Here is a 25,297-nt window from a genome sequence, read left to right on the forward strand (position 1 = left end):
ATAGATAAATTGTACAGTAGATAATAGAATAGAAATGATTAGAAAAAAAAGGGTGCGTTTGTTCGGTAAGATATTTATTTGTTTTGCAGGTATTCTGATCTTCAATGATGCCGTATTTGCTCAGCAGGAACAGAAAATCCAACACGTCAAAATTAAAATTTCATTTGGATTGAAGAACTCAGAAAGGGCAGTCCGAACGGTTTCGTTGATCAAAGGTTCTGAAGGCATGGAAATCAGCAAGCTCCAAGGAAAGAACTTGGAAAATGGTGAAAAAGTCAATGCAGCCACAACAGTACTTTATTGCGGAAAGGGGGATGTTGACGAGCTCGTTGCAACAGTAAAATGGCCAAAACCTACCGCTCCATTAAGAGAACTGGCCAAACATAGGGATGGTTATTCTTTAAATGGAGATGCAATGTGGGGATATTTAATGGAAAAAGGTTCTCCCGGCCAATCCGCTAGGCTGAAAGATGATTCCTGGAATAAGCCAGATGCACCAATACTTTCCATCCAATTGAACAAAGAAGGTACAGAGGGTTTTTCTTTAAGCTTGGAGCAATTGCTCAGGCATAGGGCCATGTGGCTACCAGAGCAAGATGTCTATATCACCCTTGCCGATCAACCAATAGATTTTCATTTACACCTGAAAAACCTAAAGGGGTCTCGTATTTTGCATGATGTATCCAAGAACCCCGATGCTACCCTTGAGGAATTCAAGGGTCTATGGCCTGACTTTGGAAATCCACTGGAATGGGACGTTTCATGGCAGACAAAATACATGGGGACCGTTGGGAACCTAACTGTTACAGCTGCCCAGCACGGTTCGGTCTACAAATTTGCGATTGACCGTTGGGCAAACATCAGACCTGATTTTGCTTCCCCCCACCGTTTCCAATTGGATTTTCAGTGGCCTGGAAGTAAATGGAAGAGCCAGAGGGTCGTCGATGGGCTACCTATCGTACTCACTGAACTTGAGCAGGGTGGTCAACTCGCCAAGGTGGAACAATTTGTCAGCACGCTAGATCCAGATGCAAAGGTGTTTAGGGGTGACATTCCGAGCGTATCACTCAGTAAAGTATTTATCACCGGCGATGGCAAGCCAGTCCAGTTCGACCTCAGCTTCACAAATGTGGTTAAGGGTAAAAGGATTGAGCTAAATAACACCTCAGGTGTATGGTCTGTTACTGATACACAAAGCGGCCAGGTTTTGTTGATCGTCGAGGCAGACCAAGGCCTTTCAATCGAGGGGGAAAAGGCTCCTTCAGTGGAAAACGGAGAAAGGGTTTCGTTCTCTGTGAGTGGTAATCTTCCCGCAGGAGTTACGAAAGGGTTTATGGTCAAGCTCCCATCTCCTGGGGTGCAAGGGAATGGTATATCCCTCTTAAAAGACCTAGAGTTCGATCTAGCAAGGAATCGAACGGTTAACTATTGGGAGCAATGGATAGATAGGGGAGCGCATTTTGAGGTTTCCGAGCAAGCAGTGAACGATCTATTTAGAGCCAGTTTATGGCATTCGCTCGTCTTACCACGCCATACCCTGGATAGCTTGGGACTTCCCCATATGGACTTACCGTATGCAAATACTGCCTATGGACAAAAAAATGCTGATTGGCCTATTAATCAAGCTGTCTATGTAGATTATATGATCTATGGTCTACGTGGGTATGAAAATGTAGCTGAACAGGAAATCGCCGCCATGTTCAAATCCCAACAACAGCCCGATGGTCGTATAGGCGGATTTGCAAATTGGGGTGTTTATTCACCAGGCCACCTATATGCTATAGCACAAAATTATCTGCTTTCGGGAAATACCAGTGAATTAGAGAGATTATTACCGAATGCCCTCAAAACCCTAGATTGGTGTATCGCACAAATCGATAAAGCCAACTCAGGAACAAATAAGACCGGTTTAATACTAGCTCCTTTGAACGATCTGACTACCGCCGAAAGGGAATGGGCATTTACCCAGGCATATTTCGTTGCAGGACTGGAATTGTTTGGTAAGGCATTAACCAAATATGGACATCCCAGAGCGCAAGAGGTCTTAGACATATCCTCTAAGATGAAAGCAGATGTTGTCAAGGAGTTTTCAAGAGCCAGTGTTAAGTCACCTATCGTACAGTTAGAGGATGGGACATGGATCAATTACGTACCGGCAGATGCCATGACGTTCCGGCGCCTCATGGATCAATGGTATCCATCTGATGTGGATACAGGCCCTCTGCATCTTTCAAGGTTGGAGGTTTTCGATCCTCACAGCTGGCTTACAACTGCGATGTTAAATGATCATGAGGATAACCTGTTCTTAAAAAATCAGGGGGCTGCAAATGAACCTGTTTATATCCAGCAGGCAAATACATACCTGTTGCGCGATAATCCAAAGGCAGTTATCCGTGCCTTTTACAGCCTAATGGCAAGTGGTTTTGCCCATGGACAGCTTACCTCATTAGAACATCGCTGGGCATGGGGACAATACTATGGTCCGCCAAGTACCGATGGTGCATGGTTTGAGATCTATCGTAAAATGTTGCTCAATGAAATCGGACAGGATACACTGTTCATTGCACAGGCCACACCTAGAAAATGGTTGGAAAAGGATAAAAAAATAACCGTAAAGGATGCACCTACTTATTTTGGACCGGTTTCCTATACCATAATTGGCCTGAATGAGAACCATATCAGCGTAGAGATTGAGTTATCCGAGCGAAATCCACCAAAGGCAATGCTGGTAAGGTTACGGCATCCCCAAGGGTTACCGATACGATCCGTATTGGTCAACGGAGAACCTTGGGAGAATTTCAATGTAAGCAGTGAATATATCCAGTTGGATCAACCTATTGAAAAACAATACGTGATAACCGCTAAATATTGATTCAATAAAAAACTTTAAATACTTAAATATGAGATCATTCTTTTTAATGGCCGTACTTTCATTGCTGCTCTATGCCAGTGCCTGCGGCCAAACTGCAAATATGAAAATAGATTTTTCCAAAGAATTGGGGCCAATGAAAATGGAGCAAATGTCATTAGGCCAGGGGGGATTGACCGAAGAGCCCATGCTCGCTGGCAGAATCGCTGAGATTCGGGCTCTTAACCCTGCGATTATTAGGTTATTTGTAAGTGAATATTATGATGTCCTCCCTCAAAACGGACAATACCATTTTGATACTTTGGACAGTATGGTAAACAACATATTGGAGACAGGAGCAAAGCCATTTATGAGCTTTTGTTTGAAACCTAAGGTATTCTTCCCTGTCATCGACCAAGATATCGTAGAGCCGAATGACTACAAGGCTTGGGAGGAGTTTGTGTATCAGGTCGTAAGGCATTTCGTGGATCGTAAGGTAGGTATACAATTTTGGGAAGTTGGCAATGAGGTAGATATTGGTGAGGATGGAGGGACACCTTATCGCTTTAAACCAGAAAGCTATGCGCGTTATTACAAACATACTACCTCGGCCATTTTAAGAGCTGATCCACAGGCAAAGGTCGGTGGACCTGCACTAGCGTATTATAAATCACCTATCCTGCCCGAATTGATGAAAGTCTGTTCCCAGCAGAAATTACAGCTCGATTTTGTTTCGTTTCATAACTATAACAATGATCCTTCTGCAATAAGGGCGCAGATCGAGTACGTTAAGAACCTATCTCGTCAGTTTACCGGTCTTCAGCCTCAGATTATAATGAACGAGTGGAATATGGATTTGTTTAACCCTCCTTTGGACCCAAGGTTTCAACCATGTTTCATAGCAGAAACCATTTGGCAGATGAAAGATGCAGGATTAGACTGGTCGTGCTATTATCAGATAAAGGACTGGTATGTAAATTACGACACTTTTGCCAAAGTGTTTTCTCCTTCTGGAGCTGCTTTCATGACCCGATGGTGGAATAGACAGGCACAGTTCAGTGGGTTAATAGATTACCAAAACCAACTTCGTCCCGCTTATTATTCTTTTAAACTGATCTCCAGGATGGCTGGAAATAAATTGAAAGTAAATTCGGACCACGAAAAAGTCCATGGTTTTGCTACTTATGACCCCAAGTTAATGATGCATAACATGATGCTGTGGAATTTTTCTGATCAAACGATTGAATTGAAGTTGGACCTCCGCGATCTGCCAAAAGAAATGCGAGTTCGACATATCGTCCTTGACGCAAGCCCAGGTGCAGTTGATGAGAACCAACGTTTACACCCTAATCCCTTCATCAAGCTCGAAAAAGGGAACCAAACATTATCTTTAAGATTAGAACCATGGGCCGTTCACTATTGGTCATTGGAGTGATTTAGGTAAATGATTAAAATATTTAAATTATGATTGTAGATTTACATACACATGTTTTTCGACCGGAGATTGATTTTGGGGTGAACCTTCTTGCAGATTTAAACAGGTGCGGAGTGAACCCAGCAGAATGGGGGGATGTAAAGCAGAGACATCTCGAAACAACAAAAGCTGCAGATGTAGCCGTGGTTTTTGGTCTGCAAGCTTTTAAAACTGGATGGAATATTTCCAACGATATGGTAGCAGAACATGTAGCTCTGGCTTCAAATCGGCTGCTATTCTTTACTTCTATTGACCCTACTCAACCAAATTATATGCAGGAGTTGGAGAGGACACATCAGGATCTGGGTGCAGTAGGAGTAAAAATGGCTCCTCTATACCAGAACATACATCCTACAGACAAACGATGTTTTGAGCTTTACCAATACTGCGTTAAACATAGTCTCCCAATTTTATTTCATGCAGGGACTTCCTTCATTAGCGGTACTTACCTAGATTATTCTCGTCCCATCCATTTTGACGCTGTTGCTGTTAAATTTCCAGATTTGCACATGGTGTTGGCCCATTTGGGACATCCTTGGGAAGGAGAAACAATTGCTGTGATCCGCAGGCATGCTAATGTATTCGCAGATATCTCAGCACTTTACTACAGGCCATGGCAGTTCTATAATTCAATGAGTCTTTTGGTTGAGTATGGAGCACAGGGCAAAGTGCTTTTTGGTTCCGATTTTCCTTTCACCACAACTGCTGATTCGATAGCAAATATACGAAACATGAATTCCATATTGGGGAATAGCAGTTTGCCGAGGATTTCGGACGAGATCATTGAAAGTATTATTCACCGTGATACTTTAAACCTTCTAGGTTTAAATCACCCAACTCCAAATGTACAATGAACATGACTGGAAAGACTATGAGGGCCTTACAGCTCATGGGACTCAATGAACTATGTGAAGTTGAGTTACCCGTACCTATCCCTGCAGCAGATCAGGTTCTGATTAAAACGCAGGCAGCGACTATTTGTACCTCAGATCTGCATGACCTGAAAAGTAACCCATTTGGCATTGTGTATCCGATAACAATGGGTCACGAAGGTGCGGGAATAGTTGTTCAATGTGGATCTGCTGTGGATGATTTTTCACCTGGTGATAGAGTTGCGTCTCATCCCGTGATCCCATGTGGGAACTGCGCAGAGTGCTTAAGGGGATTCGATCACATCTGCTCAAATATGGGACATCTAGGAATCGACAAGGACGGTTGCTTTGCGGAATATTATCTACAGCGAGCAGATCGTGTAAGAAAATTGCCATCAACACTTCCTTTTGATAGAGGTGCGCTGTTGGAACCGGTATCGGTTTGTCTGCAAGCCATTTCCAGGGCAGGAGAGATAAAAGGAAAACGGGTGTTAGTGCTGGGAGATGGACCTTTTGGAAATATCATTTCTCGTTTAGCAAATCGGGCCGGTGCTTCACACGTTATTGTGATCGGTAAGGAGCCATTCAGATTGTCTAGGATTCCGGATGTGGAGATTGCTGGCAACGTCGCGGACAAATCCGTAGATGTTGCTATTCTGGCGGTAAGCGCAAACGGAGCTTTGGAGACCTGCTTAAATGCCCTTCGTCCTCGAGGCAGGTTAGTTGTTTTCAGTAACATTATCGAGCCTGTGAGTCTGAACCTTTTCACCCTTCACGTGTCAGAACTTGAAATTGTCGGAGCATGCAACGACGAGCACAAGATGGATGAAGCTATGGAATGCCTGGCCGATCCAGCATTAGCTATAAATGAAGTCATAACACAGCATATTCCATTTGCAGACTGGAAACAGGCCTTTCGCCTAGTAGCGGAACATCACGATCAAGCCATCAAAGTCGCTCTAACTTTTAATCAATCAAATTTATGAAAATAACAAACGTTGAAGCTTTTATTCTACAATCTCCATATGAAATTAAGTCACCAGAGGGAAGTGATGAAGCACGAGGGGTAAAACACTGTCTACTCATAAAGGTCAGTACCGATGAAGGAATTTCCGGATGGTCGGATGTAGAAACAGCCCCTCATGTTGGGGAGGCTGTGGTCAATGCCCCAGAAAGTGGTGCTGGTGTATTTGAGGGATTAAGGTCTCTTGTCATAGGGGAAGATCCCTTTGAGGTTGAACGTCTCTGGGATAAGATTTACAGAGGAATGATCTATTTTGGTAGGAGGGGGGTAGCCATGCAGGTTTTGTCTGGATTTGATATCGCCTGCCATGATATTATGGGAAAGGCAATAGGAAGGCCGATCCATAAAATCCTGGGCGGTGCTCGAAGGGACAAGGTACGTGCCTATGCTTCCACCTTATTCCGGCCGACTACAGAAGCGATGAAGGAGGCCTGTGAATTTTACTTACAGCAAGGCTTCACGGCCGTGAAATTTGGATGGGGAGTATTTGGACAGAACCCTAAACAAGATATCAAACTAGTCCAGGCCGCTCGGGAATCCTTGGGTCCTGATGTTGAACTCATGGTGGATGCTGGCTGGATGGTTAATCGAAGTGCCTATGATGCCATTGAACTATGCCGCGCCCTAGAACCTTACAATATATTTTGGCTGGAAGACTTTTTAAACCCGGAATCATACGATGGTTATAATAAGGTTAAGTCAGCTGGTGTTAGGACGAGAATTGCCGCAGGAGAACAAGAGGCTACTGGCTGGGGATTTCGAGAATTGATCCAACGTGGTGGTATCGATGTTGTACAACCAGATCTTTCTCGCTGTGGAGGGTTCACTCAGGCTAGAAAAATTGTCTGGGAAGCAGAATATGCGAGTATTGATGTCTGCCCACATGCTTGGTTAACTGACCTATTGACTTCAGCAAGTCTTCACTTGAATGCAGTTCTGACTAAATCACTGTTTTTAGAATATAATGTGAGTGATAACCCAATGTTACGAGAGATTATCGAAAATCCAGTAAAAATGGATTCTGATGGGTATATCGCTGTGCCTAAAGGAGTTGGGTTGGGGGTTGAAATCAATGAAAAGGCAGTTAAGCGTTTCTGTGTCAATTTGTAAGATAGAGATTATGGAATCTATTAAAAATCAGAATCTCTTAGTGAATCAAGCTGCTATATGGTGGCTGGGGCAGGCAGGTTACGTTGCCCGTACAGGAAATTTAACCCTTGCTATAGACCCTTACCTTTCTGATTCTGCGGCACAAGGTGCCCCGGAATTTTCACGACTCTATTCTCCACCCATATTACCAGAAGACCTTGATGTAGATATCTATATCATAACGCATGATCATTTGGATCATTTAGATCCAAGCACCATATCAAAATATCAGAACAAGGACAGTACATTGTTCATTGCGCCAAGGCTTACTGCCAAACGCCTGCCTAATTTAGGCATTAGCAATCGACAAATTATAGTTTTGGATGTAGGGGAAACTTGGTCTAACGGTCAAATCAGGATTACCGGTGTATTTGCCCTGCCTACAGGTATCGATGTACTTGATACAACTGGGTATTTTGTGGAATTTTCCAACGGACGAAATTTCTATCATACCAGCGATACTCAGTATCACCCTTTGGTACTAGCCGCTGCACCAAAGAGCCCTGAAGTCATGCTGGTCCCAATCAATGGTAAATGGGGAAACCTAGGAGCAGAACAAGCTGCAGAGTTTGCAGGAGTACTGCAGCCAAAATATGTTATGCCGAACCACTATGATATGATGACCCTGAATACGGAAAACCCAGAGGTGTTCAAATGGTTCTGTCAGCATAATAATTTGGGAGAGCAATGTATCATCCCCGAAATAATGGTGCCATTTATTTGGTAGTCAGCTAGAAAACGATGGAAATCAATATGAATTAGTTTAATTATAAAAAAACAAAAAAATTATGGAATCAAGAGTAGATTTAATGGTTGATGAAGAAAAATTCAACTGGATTAAGAAAAATCTTTATGTGGCGATTGTATGCGATGTCCTTGACACTTTAGGTTATAGGAACCAAGCAATGCACCAACGGTTGCGGCCATTAGATCCAGATAATAGTGTAATGATTGGTCGGGCAAGAACACTCCGTTGGATGGATACTGATTACATCGACGAGAATCCATATGATCTGGAAATTGAAGCTGTCGATTCCTTGAGGCCTGGGGATGTAGTGGTCCATTCTACTGATTTTGCAGGTACTAACGCTCCTTGGGGTGAATTAATGAGTACCATTGCTAAGCGCAATGGGGCAGTTGGCTGTATTTGCGATAGCCTGATCCGAGATTGTCGCAAGATCATGCAGATGCAGTTTCCTGTATTCCATGGTGGCATCCGGCCGCTTGATAGTTTGGGCAGAGGCAGTGTGATGGCGTATGACGTACCGGTCCGTTGCGGTGATGTTGTTGTAAAGCCGGGCGAGCTGATTTTTTCAGACTTTGACGGAATTGTCGTTATACCCCTAGGATTGGAAAATGAAGTGCTGAACCTAGCGTATGAAAAGGTTTTCAAGGAAGATCAATCCAGAATCGACCTATTGAAAGGCGATTCACTAAGGACAGTGTACAATAAATACGGCGTCTTATAACCTCTAATTGACATGAATATTCTTTGTATTGTAGCCCACCCCGATGACATAGAAATCCTTTGTGCAGGAACGATGGTCCGCTATGCCCAACAGGGGCATCAATTAAACTTTGCCATTTTTACATCCGGGAATATGGGAGATGCTGTGATCGAACCTGGAAAGCTAGCAGAAATACGCGAAAAAGAAGCCCTTGATGCAGCCCAGATCATTGGCGCAAAGGTAATTTGGCCTGGTGTGATGGATGAACATGTTTTCCCGGATGTTGAACAGAGAAGGTTAATGATTGATATCCTTAGAGAAGCAGACCCAGACGTCATTTTTACCCATGCTCCTAATGATTATCATCCCGATCATAGATATGTGAGCCAATTGGTCTTTGATAGTTACTTTCAGAAAGGGCTGCCCCATATTCCAGGCCAAAACCTTGGAGCCTGTCGCTTCGGCCATTCCCAATTGTATTATATGGACAATTTGGGCGGTATCGGTTTTTCGCCAACGGAATATGTAGACATTTCGGATGTGTTTGAGATCAAAAAAGCGATGTTGGCCTGCCATAAGAGCCAATTTGAAGCGATGCAGAATCTTGCGGATACTCAGTTGTTCGATCTGATCGAAGTACAATCCCGTTTTCGTGGAATGGCCGCCGGATGCAAATATGCAGAGGGTTTTACCCGATTGGACGCATTTCAACGAGGTCTGACAAAAAGGATATTACCATGATCCTAGAACAAGGAACCTGGAAAAACTGGGAGGTTGTGACTTGCCGGACAGAGAACATAGAGCTGATTGTTGGTATTTCTCATGGCCCACGTATACTATCTTTGCGCCTTAATGAAGGAGAGAATCTACTTTATGAAGATACGACCAACTTTATGGTGGGTGATTGGCACATGTATGGAGGTCACCGTTTCACTATCGCCCCCGAAATTCCTGAGAGCTATTTTCCAGATAACGAGCCCTGCCAGGTAGTAATCCAGGGAATGGAGCTTTCTATTACTGCTCCTATTAGGCCTTCGGGGCTAGAACTCTCTCTGAAGATTGCCCAGGGTAGGGATACAGAAGGCTTTGATATCACGCATATCCTTACCAACAAGGGAACCAGGGAATGGATTGGTGCTCTTTGGGGAATCACCTGTGTCCCTCGGTCTGCTACGGTAATGGCAAGTTGCTATTCTGGTGAAATGAATTTTTGGCCCGGAACTGACCCTTCAAATTGGTGTCATTCAGACCGGCAAATAACAGTGAAACCAGGTGGATATAGGGGCAAAGCCGGCTGGCACCAAATACCCATCTCATTATCCGCATCACAGCCAGCAGGGGGACTGTGCATTCTAAACAACGAGCATTCCAGGGAGGAGGATTGTGTTGATAATGGTTCAAATACAGAAATTTTCATATGTCCAGAGTATATTGAACTTGAAACCCTGAGTAAACAGCATATCCTCGTTCCTGGACAATCCGCGGAGTTCATTCAAAACTGGAAGGTATACAATCCCTACAGCTCACTGGACTGTATTAACAAATTTTAACTTGTAAAATTCTATGGATAATTTTCATCTTTCCTTTCTAGATATTCTGATTATTGTTGGCGAAACCCTATTGGTAGTTGTCATTGGCTTTATTGCCGCACGTAAGGTAAAACGAACCACGGAAGGTTATTTTCTAGCATCGGGAAATATGCCTTGGTACTTAATTGGAGCTGCTTTTGTGGCAACTAGTGTTTCTAGTGAACAGATCGTCGGAACAATTGGGGCGACCTATAAAGGAGGTATGGCTATAGCGAATTGGGAATGGTGGGCTCTTCCCACATACCTTTTGATGATGGTCTTTTTTATTCCTTTATATCTGCGAAATAAAATCATGACAGTACCAGAACTACTCAACAGAAGGTTTGGCCCACTATGTGGTGGAATTTATAGTTTCGTGATACTTTTTGGGTACCTTTTTGTTTTTTTACCCCCAGTTATTTATGGTGGGAGCCTCACTCTAAGTGAACTTACCGGATGGGACCAAAACTACGTTATGGTCGGAATGGTCCTTGTCACAGCTAGCTATACTTTAATTGGTGGGTTAAGTTCGGTGATGTGGACTGATGCAATTCAATGTGTCATGCTCATTGGTGGTGGAGTTGTATTTTTCTTCATCGCCTTAGATAAGATTCCCGGAGGTTGGGATGCCATGGTAGCTGCTGCGCCAGAGCGTTTTCATCTCTACCAATCTCCTTCAGATCCGGAGGCACCGTTCGCTGGTCTGATTTTAGCCTCTTTTGGTGTATTTTTATTTTATCAGTCTTCAAATCAGGTTATGATCCAGCGAATTCTTTCCGCAAGGAGTACATGGGATGGAATGATGGGACTTATCTTTTCTGGTTTTATCAATATCATTCGTCCCTTAGTTACCTGCTTGATTGGGCTTGTTGTCTATCATTGGCTGGACGTACTGGGTCAGGGCCCTTCATTATTACCAGACAACCAGGATAAGGCTTTTCCACTAGCACTGCATACATTTGCCCCTTCAGGTCTACGTGGTGTAATTTTAGCTGGATTTTTTGCCGCTGTAATGTCGACTATCAGTGCACTTTCCAATTCAATTGCAACAATTTTCTCTTTAGATGTTTACAAAAAAATCATACGGAAAAAGGCATTGGACCGTGAACTAATCATCACAGGACAACTATCTGGCGGAGCAGCCCTGCTGATCTCTTCCCTCATAGCTCCACTGGTGGGTAGCATTGGTCTTTTTAAATATTTTCAGACCGGAGTTACCTATATGGCAACTCCATTTATATCGGTGCTATTGTTGGGCGTTTTTTGGAAAAGGACAAGCAATATAGGGGCAATATCCGGATTAATCGGCGGAGTAGTATTACAATTGTTGCTAGCCGGCTCGTTAGTTGCTTTGCGTATTGATATCCATTGGTTATATGTAGGAGCTATTGCTCAAGCGCTAACCATGATGTTAATTATAGGGGTTTCCCTAGTCACAGAGGGCCCCTCAGAAGAGGTCGTAAAAGCTTATGTTTGGAGACCTTCTTGGGTCCGCGAACTTGAAGGAGGAAATGCACACCGTCCTTGGTATAAAAGCGTTAAGTTTTGGCTCCTTTTATATGCTATTGGTTGGTGCTATATCTACTGGCGATTCTGGTAAAATTGAACAAACAATACCTAGACCATGATACCTTCACTGATATCGTGACCTTTGATTCCTCCGAGGATGAAGACGTAATCGCTGGAGATATTTTTATTTCCGTGGAAAGGACCACCGAAAATGCCAAAAAATTCAATGTCTCCGAGCGCGACGAACTTCATCGCGTTATCATCCATGGCGTACTTCACCTTTGCGGTTATTACGACAAGAAGAAGGAAGATAAAACCCTGATGACAGAAAAAGAGGATTTCTATTTAGCTAAACGCGAGTTCTAGAAATCCTCATCTCAACTCTTATTTCTTACTGAATTTCTGAAAGGCCGCATTGGCCTCGGCATCATTTAATGGTGTTCCCGATCTGATGATGACTTTATATCTGAAGGTTACGGATTCGCCTGCCTTCAAATTGAAGTTCAAGGTCTCCTTTCCTTTGCTGAATTCTTTCTGTCCCAGTGGGTTTGCAGCAAACAAACCATAGCCTCTAGCATGCCAATAAGTGGGGTAACCTACATTTTTTGGGTTGTCTAAAATCAAAATTGAAACCGGTTCATCCCCAATTTTCCCCATCAGATTAACCCATTTCCCTCGGGTTCCCCAAACATCGTCTCCTTCTATGCCTTCGCTGCTGCGGTATTTTCCTGTTACTCTATCATTGTTCAGGGCAGCTACGCTAGTTGGATTCCCATTCGCATCGGTGAATATCTCTGGCTTATCGGACGGATGTTCAAGCTCTCGCGCTATCCGGATCCCAATCAAACCTTCTTTATTATCTGCAAAGGAAACGTCCTGGTCTTGTGCAGTCAAGGTTGTTGTCATCTCTATCGATCTTTGTGAGCCTTCTTCGGAAAACACATACAAAGTATTTTCCTTTAACAGGCTTCTCCCTTCTGGGCTTTGCCAATCTTTTTGCACGGCTAATTCAGCATTTTTGTTATTTGACTTTATTTTCTCAACGGCCACATGTTTGATCGTTCCAAAATCCTTTTTCTTTTCAGGCGGTATCGCGGTAGAATTATTCCAGAAATCCAAACCATTGACATTTCCATAATTAAACCACATACCGACATGATGCGGATGGTCCACACGTTCCTCAGGCCTAGGATCCAAAGGCCAGCCTCTGCTGACCAATGTGCCTTTTGTCGTCCGAAGAGGATAGAGAACCGGTTTCATCAACACATCGGGATAGATATAGGATGTAAATGGTTTTCCGTCGACAGTAATATCGATCCGCTTTTCAGCTTTATTTTCCACAATGGAATACTTTGTCTGTGCATTTGCCTGAATCAGCGAAAAAGCCAATAGCAGCACAGGGAATGTTTTCATTAGCATAATCCTTCATTAACTGGTTATCACTTCTTGCTTTCCATCATCAAAGGTTACCCTTTTTCCGGTTTCCATGGCAGTTCTGGCCATAATGTTAGCGACAGAATGGTTGTAACCAGCTTCTACCGATGCATTCGGCGTCTTTCTATTACGGACACAGTCCATCCAATTGCGCATATGTAAGGAAGTCATCGGGTCACCACCTGTATTGGCCGAAGTTTCCATTTTTGCTGCATTATCAAGTGTAAATGGAGTCAATAAATTCGCTTTCATCCCCATTTCAGCAGCCGATCGCTCGCTCAATCCTCCTTCTGCACTTACCTGATTGGTATCCAGGTTCAGCATGCCAGCATTGGAATAGTACAACTCTTTGATCCCACCGGCAGAATTGGTGAACCGAGAGGAGTACAGTACCTGAAAACCTTTGCTCTTATCATGCTCAGGGCCATAGTCCATTACTGCCGTTACGGTATCAGGGTTCTCCCGACCATCTTTCCAGGTATAGATCCCGCCATTGGCCACAACACTCCTAGGATGGTCCAAACCTGAAAACCAATGCACCGTATCTATCTGATGGGCCATCCATTGCCCCCAAATACCCGATGAATAGGGCCAGAATAATCTAAACTCCAGATATTTCCTAGGATCCCAAGCAACCTTCGGCCGGTTCATTAAAAATCGGTTCCAGTCCGTATCCTCTTGACGGATTTCCTTGACCAATTTCGGTAATCGCCAGCGGCCGGGCTGATTCACATTCCAGGTCATCTCTACCATATTGATATCCCCAAATTTACCAGACTTGATATATTCATCCGCCGCAATATAGTTTGGCGCACTTCTGCGCTGTGACCCAACTTGTAGTATCTTGCCCGTTTCCTTTACAGCTTTCAACAGTATCTTGGCATCTTCCAGGGTTTCCGCCATGGGTTTCTCGACATATACATCCTTGCCATTTCGGACAGCTTCAGCAGCCATCAATGCATGCTGGAAATCTGCTGTACTGATGATAACGGCATCAATTCCCTTATCCGCATAGAGTTCATCATTGTTACGATATTTCTTGATGGTATTATCCGTTTTCTGCTTGATATAGGCCTCAGCCTCATCGCGCCTCCGGTTCCAAATATCCGATACCGCCACAAATTCAAAGTTGAGTTCTTTGGAGTGGTTCAGGAAAGAGGGAACTAGGGAATCCTTGAACCGATTTGAAAATCCTATAATGCCGACCTGAACCCGATCGTTTGCACCCATAATGCGGCCATAGCTCTTGGCGTCGATCCCCATCGCCGTCAGACCGATTACACCGGCTCCAATGCTTGCTTTTTTGATGAATTCCCTTCTTGAATAATCTGAATTAGCCTTTTCCATAATGCTTAAGTTTTATGTTCGTTAATAAAGCTGTTTTTTGTTTAGGTTTGCTAAGGGTAGCTGCTTAGTTCATAGTAAGTTACGATTTTGATTTATAATTGTTAGAAAAACAATTGTAAAAAGTGAAATAGCTGTTTAACCTTTTAATAAAGCTCCAAAATCGGTAACTTGTTCAAAAAAAGTCCTAATTATGAATTTCAAGTTGTTTTCAGCATACAGAGTATGGCTCCCAACCGTCTTACTTTGCTCTATAAGTATTTCCGCAATTGCCCAACGAACCCAAAAACCTCCACTTCATGGAAAACATTGGATGGCAATCACCGGCAAACCTCTGGCAGCCACAGCTGGCGCACAACTTTTCCAACAGGGAGGCAATGCAGTCGATGCAGCTTGTGCCATGTTGGCTGCGACCTGTACCATGTGGGATGTCCTGAGCTGGGGCGGAGAGACCCAGGCCCTTATTTATCACCCAAAACTTAAAAAGGTCATTGCCATCAATGCCCTCGGCGTAGCACCTACAGGAGCAACCGTCTCTTTTTTCAAGGGAAAAGGTTATGATTTCCCGCCAGAATACGGCCCCTTGGCCGCATTGACGCCAGGTACACCGGGAGGACTTTGCCACATGTTGGCAGAATATGGAACCAAAAGCCTTGCTGAAGTTCTTGCTCCAGCCATGGAAATGGCAAAAGGATACCCTATTGATGCGCAGACTGCCAATAGTATAGAACGCGGAAAAGATAAGATCAAACAATGGCCTTACAGTAAAAAAGTTTTCCTAGTGCATGAAGGTGAGGAAAGAGAAGCCCCAGAAGCCGGAGAAATCTTTGTCCAGACCGATCTATTGAATACCCTGACCAAGATGGTTGAAGCCGAGAAACAAGCCTTGAAAGCCGGAAAGGGTAGGAAAGCAGCGATCATGGCTGCCAACGACAGATTCTATAAAGGTGATATCGCCGATGAGTTTGTTCGTGGAAGTCAGGAGCAAGGCGGTCTGATCACGAAAGAAGATTTGGTAAAATGGAAGCCTATTGAAGAAGAACCTTTGAAGATCAATTATAAGGGAATCGATGTTTATAAATTGCAGGAATGGACCCAAGGCCCATCCATGCTCCAAGCTTTGCAGATCTTGAAGAATTATGATCTTCCTAAAATGGGTTACAATTCAGTGGACTATATCCATACCGTTTACCAAGCCATGAATTTGGCTTTTGCTGATCGCGATTTTTATTATGGTGATCCTTATTTCAGCCGAAATATTCCAATGAAAGGTCTTCTGAGTGAGGAATATGGTAAACAAAGGGCAGGAGAGATCGATCCTAAAAGAAATAATCCAGCCACAGCTCCAGGAGATCCCTATGTTTTTGAGGGGAAGAAAAACCCATTTGAAGCATTGTTGCAAGAGCGTCAGGAAAGATTTACTCCGACTGAAAAAAATAAAGGTGAATTTGTTCCTAAGCATGATGTAACCACCTCATCAACTTTTGAACAATCAACCAATCCATTAGATGAAGAATATATGGACCGCTTATGGCGTGGCACAACCACGGTCGAAGCCGCAGATGCGGAAGGTTGGGTCGTTTCTATTACCCCTAGCGGTGGCTGGCTACCGGCAACGATCGCTGGAAATACCGGGGTGGGAATGAGCCAAAGGTTACAGAGTTTTGTTCTGGACTCCTTGATCAACCCCTTCAATGTTGTTGAACCGGGTAAAAGACCTAGGGTGACTCTCACACCTTCCATGGCCCTAAAAGATGGCAAACCATACCTTTCCTTTGCTGTTCAAGGTGGTGATACCCAAGACCAAAATCTACTGCAATATTTCTTGAATATGGTAGAATTTGGTATGACTGCCCAACAAGCAAGTGAAGCTGCAAATATCAATAGCAACCAATTGTGGCTTTCACTCGGCGGGACCAAGATGGAAGACCGGAAACCTCGTGCCGGTAGTTTACTGTTGGACCGTAAGACAGATCCAAAAACTATTGAAGCACTAAAAGCTATGGGCTATTCCATTCAATTAGGCGACCGAACCAGTGGTCCTATCAATGCCATCTATTTTGACGAAAAGCATGGTAGTCTATGGGGTGGAAGCAGTAACAATGGCGAAGACTATGGCATTGGCTGGTAGTTCGAGATTATTTGATAAATTGTTTAATATTGTAGGAAGATCAGGAATCGGTAAGATTGACCGACGATCTAATCACAAAAATTATTATGCCGATGGTAAATAAATTATTCGCTTCCGTACTTCTTTCTACGTGTTTTGTGGCCTCCTCATCTGTACTATTTGCGCAGACAGTGCCCGTCATCAAAGAAGGCGAAGCTCAGATTGTAGAAGGTTTCAATACACCAGATAAATGGATCCGTGAGGACCTTTGGGTGGAAACTGAGTTTGACACCGATGGAGATGGAAAACCGGACCGGATGCACGTCGATGTCACTCGTCCCTTCCAGACGGAAACCGAAAAACTGAAACTCCCTGTCATCTACGAAACCAGTCCCTATTATGCTGGTACTGCTCAGATGGTCGATGGGATCATGTGGGATGTGAAACATGAAATAGGAGAAAAAGCGCCTACTCCTAGGGTACATCCCGAGGTTAAAAGAACAGGTGAAAGACCTATTATTTCCAATAGCCTTATTCGTGAATGGGTAAAACGTGGTTTTATCGTTGTGCATTCTTCATCGCCAGGTACTGGATTATCTGATGGTTCGCCTACTATTGGTGGCCCTAATGAATCCCTTGCTCCGAAAGCTGTCATCGAATGGCTGTCAGGCAAGGACAATGGGTATACCAGCCGCGATGGAAATGAAAAAGTGAAGGCCTATTGGTCAACGGGAAAGGTAGGAATGACCGGAACTTCATTTAACGGTACACTACCTTTGGCAGCTGCTACAACTGGTGTGGAAGGCTTAAAAGCCATTATTCCCGTTGCACCCAATACCTCTTACTACCATTATTATCGTTCTAACGGATTGGTTCGCAGCCCAGGAGGGTATTTAGGTGAGGATATCGATGTATTATATGATTTTGTCCATAGTGGTGATGAAGCAAAACGTGCATATGGCAATAAGGTAATCCGTGATACGGAAATGGCAAATGGTTTAGACCGTGAGTCTGGTGATTATAATGATTTTTGGAAAGGTCGCGATTATCTGAACCAAATGTCAGGCATGAAAGCCGCGCTATTGATGTCTCATGGATTCAACGATTGGAATGTGATGCCTGAGCATAGCTACAGGATCTATAAAGCTGCAAAGGAATTGGGAATTCCGACTCAAATCTATTACCATCAAGATGGTCATGGTGGACCGCCACCCATGAAAATGATGAACCGTTGGTTTACCCGTTATTTATATGATGAGCAAAATGGAGTTGAAAAAGACCCTAAGGCTTGGATCGTGCGTGAAAATGATAGACAGTTCAATCCTACTGCCTATGCCGATTATCCAAATCCTGCCGCATCCAATGTGAAGCTTTTCCTAGCTTCAGGTGCTCCAAAACATGGTAGCTTGTCAACCAAACAAAACTCAGGAAAAGTTAAAGAGACTTTGGTTGATGATGTATCCTTTAGGGGTGATTCATTGGCACAATTAGAAAATTCTAAACATAGATTGCTTTATCTAAGTCCAAAACTGACTAAAGATCTCCATATTTCGGGTTTGTCCCGGATCAATATCCGCTTAGCAAGCAGTAAACCAGCAGCAAACTTGTCGGTTTGGTTGGTTGCATTGCCATGGGAAAAGGGCAAGGATGTGAAGATCACGGAAAACATCATTACCCGTGGATGGGCTGATCCGCAAAACTATGAGTCATTGACGAAAAGCAATCCGCTGAAACCAGGCAAGTTCTATGATTTGGCTTTCGACCTGCAACCCGATGATCAGATCATTCCTGCTGGGCAACAGATTGGCTTAATGATATTCTCCTCCGATCAAGAGTATACCCTCTGGCCAGAAGCCGGAACGGAACTGACGCTTGATCTAAGTGGAACTAGTTTGACCCTGCCAGTGGTAGGCGGAGTTCAGGCATTTGAGGCTGCGGTAAAATAAATTATTTATGTAAATAGCAAACCCGTATCTGCCTTTTGATAGATACGGGTTTGCTATTTTATATCAATGCCTGTAGAACAAACGAAATGCATAAAGCATTTAAAGCCTATTAATTCAGACTCTTCTGGTCAATGAATTTCTGAAAGTCAGCCTTATAGGAGGGACCAATAGGAATATTATGTTGATTTCCAGCAGAAGTAAATATCAGATGGTTGTTTTCTACCTTTTCAATATTGGATATTGAACAAATAAAGGATTTGTGAACTCTTACAAAATTACTTTTAGGCAATAAGTTGTCCAGCTGTTTTAGGGATATTAAGGACAAGAATGACCCTTCTTTGGTGTAAATTTTCGAATAGTTCTGTAAACTCTCAATGAACAGAATGTTTTCGAACTTTAAATTCACATAATTGCCACGGTCGGTTTTCAAAAAGAAATTATCCTGCTTTACATCCGAATTTAATTCTTTCTTTAATTTAATTACGGTTGCCAGAAATCGCTCTAACTTAAAAGGTTTTGCCAGAAAATCTATAATATTTAAGTTAAACCCTTCAATTGCAAACTCAGTGTAGGCGGAGCAGATTACGATTTTTATGTGTTTTGGCAATAATTGCAACAACTGAAGGCCTGAAATTTGGGGCATATTGATGTCCACAAATACGCAATCGATGTCATCCGTACAATGCTGTATAGCTTCAATCGGATTGGTAAATTCACCTTTAATCTGCAAATCTGGTATATTCTCGATGCATCCTCTCAAATAGTCCAAACAATGCTGTTCATCATCAATTATCAAACAATTTATCATGATCACTAAATTCTAACTGGATGAAATATTTGCCTTTTATAGCCTCTGACTTAAATATATACTTATTATAATTCCTTTCCAATGCTGAAGCTATATAAGTACTTCCCAATTTTGATGACTGCAACTCTTTTCCGATATCGGCCTTGATAGGGTTTTCAGATAAATATATTAATCGATCATTTTCAAGTTTAATCGAAATATGGCTAGCATCAGGAATGGAAATATCCCCATGTTTATAAATATTCTCGATCAAGGTCGCTAAAAGTAATTTTGGGATAAGAATATCCTCAGATGAGTTGAGCTCAATATCGAGGGTGATAAAGATATTAGGGTTCCTAAGCTTATTTATTTCTATATAATCCTTAATGTAATTCAACTCCTCCGATAATTTTGAGAAACTACTGTCATTCGCTAAGGTATGCCTTAATATAGTCGTCAAAAGATATATAGAATCAGAAACATTGCTGTTTAATTTATGGGTACTTGTATATAAATAGCTTAGGGTATTGAAGATAAAATGTGGGTTAATCTGAGCTTTCAACAGCTTGTATTGCAATGCTATTAGGTCCTTCTCCGAATTTATTTCGTTTTGTTTATAAAGGTTTATTTCTGAAATCAACTTTAATTTTGCCTCATGCATCATCTCGGACTTTTTATAGATTCCATATCCTATACCCATTAACAGAAAATGAAAACTTCTCATTACTTGCCCGATGATACTGAACCTTAATTCAAAAAAATATTCTAAAAGTGTTTTCAGAACAATAAAGAGTGCCACAAAAGTGATAATACCCACGAATAGTTCCAGCTTTTCTTTTTTTAGGATCAGGTTGGAAATTCCATAGACAAAGAAAATGTTTATGCTGAAAAAGATGATTGTTTTAAAGAAGGGTATTGGGATGCCGGAAAAATATAGCAATGAACATTCATAAAAAATATATGCAGTCCAGAATAAAATATGTTTCCAATATTTTGAGAATATCCCTTGAAAAGCAGCCTTCATCAATTTAAAATGTTTCTTTATCCTTTTAGTTTTTAAAGTTTTGTTTCATAGCTCATCTTTGAACCACATAACTAAAGATAGGCATGACATGAGGATTTTGGTACTATTATTTGTTTTTCTTCCAAGTTTAGTGATTGGACAAAAATCTGTCGGTCTAAAATTCACTGATCAAAGGGATAATTTACCTCTTATTTCTGCCAGTCTAAAAGTGGTTGAAAAATCTAATATCAGGGTTTATCTTACAGATACTTTAGGGAAGGTTGAGTTTGCAACAAGTTCAGATTCGATAAAAATTGTTCTTTCCCATACCTCCATGGAAGGAGAATTCATAAAAGACCTCTTACTGGATAGTAAGGATTCTGGAAAGTATTACAGAGAGATTATAGTGAATACAAAGGTCTTTGGGCTGGACACTTTGCTAGTGACCAAAAATATTAATCCCGTGCAGTATTCAGAAGGAAAGATCTTGTTTAACCCCAGTCTAGATCCTTCCTTAAAAGGTAGAGCTACCCAGGATGTCTTAAATAGAGTTCCTTTAGTGCAGGTTGATGCTAGCGGTAATATCTCCTTGAGGGGTAATTCGAATGTTCGGATTTTATTGAATGGGAGCGATATAGCTGATTTAGGATTAAATCAAAAGGATATTGTAAAAATTATCGGATCAAGCAATATCGAAAGGATTGAAGTTAGTACCATTTCCGGTGCAGAATCAGATGGTGAAAGTTCAAGTGGATATATCAATATATTGACCAAAAGTAAATTTGGATTAGGCATGAAGTCTGAGCTCGGTGTCCATGCTAAACTTGGTAATTCTTATGAAATATCACCAAATGCCAATTTTTCCTACGGTCTATCAAAATTGAACCTGTATCTATCTGCTGGCAATACCTTATTTGAAACCAAAGGTTCTACTGCAATTAGCAATAACTTTATTCCAGAATCTTCCCAGGTAAATCAAGTTGGTGAACTTAAGTACAAAGGCAATCCCTACTACATAAATACAGGAATATTTTATAACCTTGGAAAAGGGAATAGCATAAGGTATAGCGGGGTTTTTAATAACAACGCATTCGATTATAAAACGGTATTGAATGCCTTGGTTGAATCCCATGGTAATAAAAATGAGTATGGTCTTTCCAATACAAATGCGTATCAAACTTCCAATCTTGCGAATAGTGTTGAGTATAAGAAAGAATTTGAAGAAGGGGGCCTATTGAAAATATCTGGAACCTATTCCCAAGCGAATTCAAAAATTGAAGGATTAAGTCGGCAAGAAAATCAAACAGATTCGAATAATTACAATAATCTGCAAAATGTATTTATTGCTCAGGCAGATTATTCGGTCAAAAAACAAAATTGAACTACTATACTGGGCTTAAGTTAATTGAAAGGAATTTTGAAGATAGGGTAAATGGAAACTTCAACAATAATAATCGGATTTATTCTGGTTACTTTCAAACTCTATTGAATCTCGGAAAAATCTCCATTATCACTGGGATAAGGAATGAATATACCCAAGTGAAAGGATCCGAATTTGAAAGCAATTATAATAACCTGTTGCCGAATGCTGGCTTGTATAAAAAAATAAATAATGGACAAATCGGGATTGTTTATGCCAAGAAAATCTTTAGACCTGGAATCAATGTCCTTAATCCTAACAGGCAAAGGGTTACTGATATTGTTTTTATAGAAGGTGATCCCAACATAAGGCCAGAAACTAACCATGCAGTTGCATTTAATTTTCAGAAATATTTTAGCGAAAGATTCAATATTTACTGGGATATAAAATACAGTATCAACAAGGATTTTATTGCAAGGGAAACCAAATTAGAAGGAGAAAAGACAATTTTGAGCTATACCAATTTAGGTCAGATTGAAGAATGGTCAAGTTCCTTGAATAGCACTTTTAACCTTTTAAAAGGATTAGATTGGACTGTACAGGCTAATGTTGATTATGCAGACATCAAGGCCACAAACCTTAGCTTTAATAAAAAATGGCACTTCAATTTAAGTAATGAATTGAGATATACTTACAAAGGGTTTACCGCTGAGCTAAACTATTATTATTATACAGCAAAGTATTTCTACCAAAACAAGTTTGTCTCACCGGCCGTAAGTCAATTTACACTCCATAAATCATTCGGTAAGGTTGATGTTTATTTGGGTACCATCAACCCTTTTGCAGAGCGTGCAACTTATCAAAATGAATATAAGACCCAAGATATCATCAGCACGAATATTCAAAATATACATATCCGTTCATTTACTTTTGGGTTGACCTATTCTTTTGGTAATCTGAAGGTTAAAAATAAAACTGGCGATGTCATCAGGGATAATACGGTTAAAGAAGGAAATACAAATCCTATCGGAGGAAATTAAGGATAGACTACTGGGTCGCAATTGATTAATCAATACCCGAAAATATCATTCAAGATTTCCTTCTGTAAGGTCGAGAGTTGTGGTTGGATGGATAGTTTAATACTGCTCTTGCCATCTGCATTATTGCTCTTCTGATATTGAATTCCAGCCATAGCAAGATATTTTTGATAATCCAGATCGTCCAAATTCTGGATATAAGAGAAGATCTCATCAAGATTCTGGCCTGCAATGCTTTCGCAGGTCATTTTTATTTCTGCTTCTGTAGCCCCTCTTTCATTTTCCTTATAGAAATTGTAATAAAGCGCCCTCATCACATCATTGAGGGATTTTTCATTCTTGCTGGCATTCCGGATAGCAAGATCCAAGAACATCCCGATGATCGGACCCTTTTCATAGAAAGAGATCGTTTCGCCACGCTTACCAAAAGGGCCATCTTCCCATGTATTCCAGCTCGATTGCGCTAAAGTCTGTTTTTTCCGGCCCGCATTGTTCTCATATCCCTGAATGGTATTCTGCCAATCTTCCAAACCTTGTTCTGGTTTTAGAAGTCCAGAATTTTTTAAAATCAGGTTTTCGTAATAGACCGTTAATCCTTCGCTCAGCCAGAGACCATTGGTCCGATTAGGACGACTGTAATCAAATGGACCAAGTTCAATAGGTCGGATCCTTTTCACATTGTAATGGTGGAAATATTCATGCGCTATAAAACTTAAAGTTCGCAAGCGGTTATCGGGATTTTCCAATCCTTCGCCGGTAAAAGCAATGGCGGTGGAATTTAGCTGTTCTATGCCTCCATTCCCTTTTCCTAGACCGATAAAGGTGTAATGATCGTAGGGAATATCGCCGAAGAGAGAGGTAGCAGAAATTACAATGCGTTCAATATCTTTGATAAAAGAGTCTTTGTCAAAATCTGCAATTTGATAGCCTAAGAAGCGATGTACCTTTCCTCCGACATTAAATCTAGGGAGTTCCGTTAAGTTTCCGACTAAAATTGGGGAATCATATAGGATATCGAAATGCTTGGCGATATAGGTATTTGGAGCGATGGAATCCAATCCAGTCGCGATCTTATCCCATTGCCCCATCTCCTTAATTTTTACAATAACGATTGCATCCAAATTCTTGTCAGGATATATAAATACTCCGGTTGGCCTGATGAATGCCCTTTCAGCATCAATATAGGGGATAGCTACAAAAGGCCTATCGGTCGTGACGGTATAATTGGCGCGGATGGACTTGCTGTTTTTGCACGCAATCCGCCATTGGTCATCCCTCGTTTTTTGCCATGGCAATGCCGTATTGCTTTCATCTACCACTTCAAAGTCGGAGACCTTCTTCCCAAAATCCAATTGCTGGTAATAGCCAGGCGTCCAGACCGGCATATTGAGATCTAAGCTGGCAGCATTATCCTTTACCTTAAGTTCCATTTGCACCTTGAATTTATTTCCATTCCTCTCAGAGAGATCCACATGAAACAAAACAGTGTCTTTCTGCGCAAAGGCGTTCAGTTGTATGGAAAATAGGAACAGACTTAGGAATAAGATTGCTTTCATGGTTGTTAGATTTGAATGATTGGCAATGCTAAATTTAGTAATAAAAGTCAATTGTACATTTATATTGGATCAATTTTTGGATAAAATATTATTTAGGAAAAATTTATAGGCTTGATTTGTTTTGGGGTTTAAATCGCTTGTATCAATTTGGTTTCATTCGGGACACATTCGGAATTTTCGCAATGTGTCTCGAATAAGGTCAAAGCCATAGTCGAAGCGTGCTGATCGGATCACAAACAAAAAGAGGTTCTTAACATGGTAGTTAAGAACCTCTTTTGTAAGATATTTTTATATCCTTAGAATCTTTCGAATTGCGAGAAGAAGAAGTTTCCTTCGATATCAGCGTTTTCGTCAGAGTCAGATCCATGGACAGCGTTAGCTTCGATAGAGTCAGCGTATTTGTTACGGATAGTTCCTTCAGCAGCTTTAGCAGGATCAGTAGCACCGATTAAGGTACGGAAATCTTCAACAGCGTTGTCTTTTTCCAAGATCGCTGCCACGATTGGTCCTGAAGTCATGAATTTTACTAGATCTCCATAGAAAGGACGTTCTTTGTGTACTGCATAAAAGTTACCTGCATTTACTTCGCTCAGTTGAATGTACTTCATTGCAACGATTTTGAAACCGCCAGCGATAATGTCATTCAAGATAGCACCAGTGTGACCATTTGCTACCGCATCTGGCTTAATCATTGTGAATGTTCTGTTTGTAGCCATTTTACTCTAAAATTTTTGCAAAGGTAATAAAATAGTATTAAGTAATTAGTATTTAGTGCTTAGACTTATGGGAGAACTAACCTTAGTGATATTACTTGCACTCCAAGAATGT

General features: G+C 41.7%; 20 protein-coding genes and 1 pseudogene. 15 read left to right on the forward strand and 6 right to left on the reverse strand.

The annotated features are described in order from the left end of the window. Positions 1–34 precede the first annotated feature (34 nt). The 11 genes and pseudogenes from NLF99_RS12945 to ybeY all read left to right on the forward strand — a co-directional run. On the forward strand, positions 35–2,872 hold the full coding sequence (locus tag NLF99_RS12945) for a hypothetical protein (protein WP_254528786.1): 2,838 nt from the start codon (positions 35–37) through the stop codon (positions 2,870–2,872). A 28-nt stretch (positions 2,873–2,900) separates the two neighbouring features. Beyond that, complete coding sequence (locus tag NLF99_RS12950) at positions 2,901–4,283, forward strand: glycosyl hydrolase (protein WP_254528788.1); 1,383 nt, start codon at positions 2,901–2,903, stop codon at positions 4,281–4,283. A 29-nt stretch (positions 4,284–4,312) separates the two neighbouring features. Continuing rightward, the gene (locus NLF99_RS12955; protein WP_254528790.1) at positions 4,313–5,176 is read left to right on the forward strand and encodes an amidohydrolase family protein; all 864 of its coding nucleotides are present in this window, start codon (positions 4,313–4,315) and stop codon (positions 5,174–5,176) included. Positions 5,177–5,211: 35 nt separating this feature from the next. Next, positions 5,212–6,180, forward strand: coding sequence for a zinc-binding dehydrogenase (locus tag NLF99_RS12960; RefSeq protein ID WP_254529101.1), 969 nt, complete (start codon positions 5,212–5,214; stop codon positions 6,178–6,180). Beyond that, a complete protein-coding gene (locus tag NLF99_RS12965; RefSeq protein WP_254528792.1) occupies positions 6,177–7,328 on the forward strand; it encodes a mandelate racemase/muconate lactonizing enzyme family protein in 1,152 nt (383 codons plus the stop codon). The genes NLF99_RS12960 and NLF99_RS12965 overlap by 4 nt, the downstream gene beginning before the upstream one ends. A gap of 10 nt (positions 7,329–7,338) precedes the next feature. After that, on the forward strand, positions 7,339–8,094 hold the full coding sequence (locus NLF99_RS12970) for an MBL fold metallo-hydrolase (protein WP_254528794.1): 756 nt from the start codon (positions 7,339–7,341) through the stop codon (positions 8,092–8,094). Positions 8,095–8,155: 61 nt separating this feature from the next. Next, complete coding sequence (locus tag NLF99_RS12975) at positions 8,156–8,836, forward strand: RraA family protein (RefSeq protein WP_254528796.1); 681 nt, start codon at positions 8,156–8,158, stop codon at positions 8,834–8,836. A gap of 12 nt (positions 8,837–8,848) precedes the next feature. Then, positions 8,849–9,556, forward strand: coding sequence for a PIG-L deacetylase family protein (locus tag NLF99_RS12980; RefSeq protein WP_254528798.1), 708 nt, complete (start codon positions 8,849–8,851; stop codon positions 9,554–9,556). Positions 9,557–9,591: 35 nt separating this feature from the next. Then, the gene (locus tag NLF99_RS12985; RefSeq protein WP_254528800.1) at positions 9,592–10,365 is read left to right on the forward strand and encodes a hypothetical protein; all 774 of its coding nucleotides are present in this window, start codon (positions 9,592–9,594) and stop codon (positions 10,363–10,365) included. Between the two features lie 13 nt (positions 10,366–10,378). Continuing rightward, a complete protein-coding gene (locus NLF99_RS12990) occupies positions 10,379–11,983 on the forward strand; it encodes an SLC5 family protein (RefSeq protein ID WP_302328334.1) in 1,605 nt (534 codons plus the stop codon). After that, positions 11,977–12,258, forward strand: a pseudogene (gene ybeY, locus NLF99_RS12995) (rRNA maturation RNase YbeY); the annotation flags it as partial. The gene NLF99_RS12990 and the pseudogene ybeY, both read left to right, overlap by 7 nt. An 18-nt stretch (positions 12,259–12,276) precedes the next feature. On the opposite strand, the gene NLF99_RS13000 reads toward ybeY, so the two are convergent. Both NLF99_RS13000 and NLF99_RS13005 read right to left on the reverse strand, forming a co-directional pair. Next, positions 12,277–13,311 (reverse strand): PmoA family protein, encoded by a 1,035-nt coding sequence (locus NLF99_RS13000; protein WP_254528802.1) that lies wholly within the window; start codon positions 13,309–13,311, stop codon positions 12,277–12,279. A 9-nt stretch (positions 13,312–13,320) separates the two neighbouring features. Continuing rightward, on the reverse strand, positions 13,321–14,673 hold the full coding sequence (locus tag NLF99_RS13005) for a Gfo/Idh/MocA family protein (RefSeq protein WP_254528804.1): 1,353 nt from the start codon (positions 14,671–14,673) through the stop codon (positions 13,321–13,323). A gap of 190 nt (positions 14,674–14,863) precedes the next feature. Between NLF99_RS13005 and NLF99_RS13010 the strand changes: the two genes are divergently transcribed. Then, complete coding sequence (locus NLF99_RS13010) at positions 14,864–16,801, forward strand: gamma-glutamyltransferase family protein (RefSeq protein ID WP_254528806.1); 1,938 nt, start codon at positions 14,864–14,866, stop codon at positions 16,799–16,801. Positions 16,802–16,893: 92 nt separating this feature from the next. Next, entirely contained in the window at positions 16,894–18,726 is a 1,833-nt protein-coding gene (locus NLF99_RS13015; RefSeq protein WP_254528808.1) for a Xaa-Pro dipeptidyl-peptidase, read from the forward strand. Positions 18,727–18,835: 109 nt separating this feature from the next. Here the strand turns inward: NLF99_RS13015 and NLF99_RS13020 are convergent, their stop codons facing one another. Together NLF99_RS13020 and NLF99_RS13025 are read right to left on the reverse strand one after the other, a co-directional pair. Next, positions 18,836–19,534, reverse strand: coding sequence for a LytTR family DNA-binding domain-containing protein (locus tag NLF99_RS13020; protein ID WP_254528810.1), 699 nt, complete (start codon positions 19,532–19,534; stop codon positions 18,836–18,838). Next, positions 19,512–20,213: a histidine kinase gene (locus NLF99_RS13025; protein WP_254528812.1), complete on the reverse strand. Its 702-nt coding sequence runs from the start codon at positions 20,211–20,213 to the stop codon at positions 19,512–19,514. The genes NLF99_RS13020 and NLF99_RS13025 overlap by 23 nt, the downstream gene beginning before the upstream one ends. Positions 20,214–20,625: 412 nt before the next feature. Here NLF99_RS13025 and NLF99_RS13030 point away from each other — a divergent pair, with 412 nt between their 5' ends. Continuing rightward, entirely contained in the window at positions 20,626–21,897 is a 1,272-nt protein-coding gene (locus NLF99_RS13030; protein ID WP_254528814.1) for a hypothetical protein, read from the forward strand. Beyond that, complete coding sequence (locus tag NLF99_RS13035) at positions 21,894–22,916, forward strand: outer membrane beta-barrel protein (RefSeq protein ID WP_254528816.1); 1,023 nt, start codon at positions 21,894–21,896, stop codon at positions 22,914–22,916. Before NLF99_RS13030 ends, NLF99_RS13035 begins: the two co-directional genes overlap by 4 nt. Positions 22,917–22,945: 29 nt before the next feature. Here NLF99_RS13035 and NLF99_RS13040 read toward each other — a convergent pair whose 3' ends face one another. Beyond that, the gene (locus tag NLF99_RS13040; RefSeq protein WP_254528818.1) at positions 22,946–24,469 is read right to left on the reverse strand and encodes a M61 family metallopeptidase; all 1,524 of its coding nucleotides are present in this window, start codon (positions 24,467–24,469) and stop codon (positions 22,946–22,948) included. Positions 24,470–24,765: 296 nt separating this feature from the next. After that, the gene (locus tag NLF99_RS13045) at positions 24,766–25,185 is read right to left on the reverse strand and encodes a nucleoside-diphosphate kinase (RefSeq protein WP_254528820.1); all 420 of its coding nucleotides are present in this window, start codon (positions 25,183–25,185) and stop codon (positions 24,766–24,768) included. Between the last annotated feature and the right edge of the window lie 112 nt (positions 25,186–25,297).

Origin of the sequence: Sphingobacterium sp. LZ11T8 (assembly GCF_024261425.1) — a bacterium.
In the GTDB taxonomy this organism is placed as follows: Bacteria; Bacteroidota; Bacteroidia; order Sphingobacteriales; family Sphingobacteriaceae; genus Sphingobacterium.

What these genes read in the sequence shown, in the direction of transcription:
- NLF99_RS13010 (WP_254528806.1), top strand. Translation starts at nt 14,864, where the DNA reads ATGAATTTCAAGTTGTTTTCAGCATACAGAGTATGGCTCCCAACCGTC.
- NLF99_RS12945 (WP_254528786.1), top strand. Translation starts at nt 35, where the DNA reads ATGATTAGAAAAAAAAGGGTGCGTTTGTTCGGTAAGATATTTATTTGT.
- NLF99_RS12990 (WP_302328334.1), top strand. Translation starts at nt 10,379, where the DNA reads ATGGATAATTTTCATCTTTCCTTTCTAGATATTCTGATTATTGTTGGC.
- NLF99_RS13030 (WP_254528814.1), top strand. Translation starts at nt 20,626, where the DNA reads ATGAGGATTTTGGTACTATTATTTGTTTTTCTTCCAAGTTTAGTGATT.
- NLF99_RS13020 (WP_254528810.1), bottom strand. Translation starts at nt 19,534, where the DNA reads ATGATAAATTGTTTGATAATTGATGATGAACAGCATTGTTTGGACTAT.
- NLF99_RS12960 (WP_254529101.1), top strand. Translation starts at nt 5,212, where the DNA reads ATGGGACTCAATGAACTATGTGAAGTTGAGTTACCCGTACCTATCCCT.
- NLF99_RS13025 (WP_254528812.1), bottom strand. Translation starts at nt 20,213, where the DNA reads ATGGGTATAGGATATGGAATCTATAAAAAGTCCGAGATGATGCATGAG.
- NLF99_RS12975 (WP_254528796.1), top strand. Translation starts at nt 8,156, where the DNA reads ATGGAATCAAGAGTAGATTTAATGGTTGATGAAGAAAAATTCAACTGG.
- NLF99_RS13045 (WP_254528820.1), bottom strand. Translation starts at nt 25,185, where the DNA reads ATGGCTACAAACAGAACATTCACAATGATTAAGCCAGATGCGGTAGCA.
- NLF99_RS12965 (WP_254528792.1), top strand. Translation starts at nt 6,177, where the DNA reads ATGAAAATAACAAACGTTGAAGCTTTTATTCTACAATCTCCATATGAA.
- NLF99_RS12950 (WP_254528788.1), top strand. Translation starts at nt 2,901, where the DNA reads ATGAGATCATTCTTTTTAATGGCCGTACTTTCATTGCTGCTCTATGCC.
- NLF99_RS12955 (WP_254528790.1), top strand. Translation starts at nt 4,313, where the DNA reads ATGATTGTAGATTTACATACACATGTTTTTCGACCGGAGATTGATTTT.
- NLF99_RS13040 (WP_254528818.1), bottom strand. Translation starts at nt 24,469, where the DNA reads ATGAAAGCAATCTTATTCCTAAGTCTGTTCCTATTTTCCATACAACTG.
- NLF99_RS12980 (WP_254528798.1), top strand. Translation starts at nt 8,849, where the DNA reads ATGAATATTCTTTGTATTGTAGCCCACCCCGATGACATAGAAATCCTT.
- NLF99_RS12970 (WP_254528794.1), top strand. Translation starts at nt 7,339, where the DNA reads ATGGAATCTATTAAAAATCAGAATCTCTTAGTGAATCAAGCTGCTATA.
- NLF99_RS13015 (WP_254528808.1), top strand. Translation starts at nt 16,894, where the DNA reads ATGGTAAATAAATTATTCGCTTCCGTACTTCTTTCTACGTGTTTTGTG.
- NLF99_RS13000 (WP_254528802.1), bottom strand. Translation starts at nt 13,311, where the DNA reads ATGCTAATGAAAACATTCCCTGTGCTGCTATTGGCTTTTTCGCTGATT.
- NLF99_RS13005 (WP_254528804.1), bottom strand. Translation starts at nt 14,673, where the DNA reads ATGGAAAAGGCTAATTCAGATTATTCAAGAAGGGAATTCATCAAAAAA.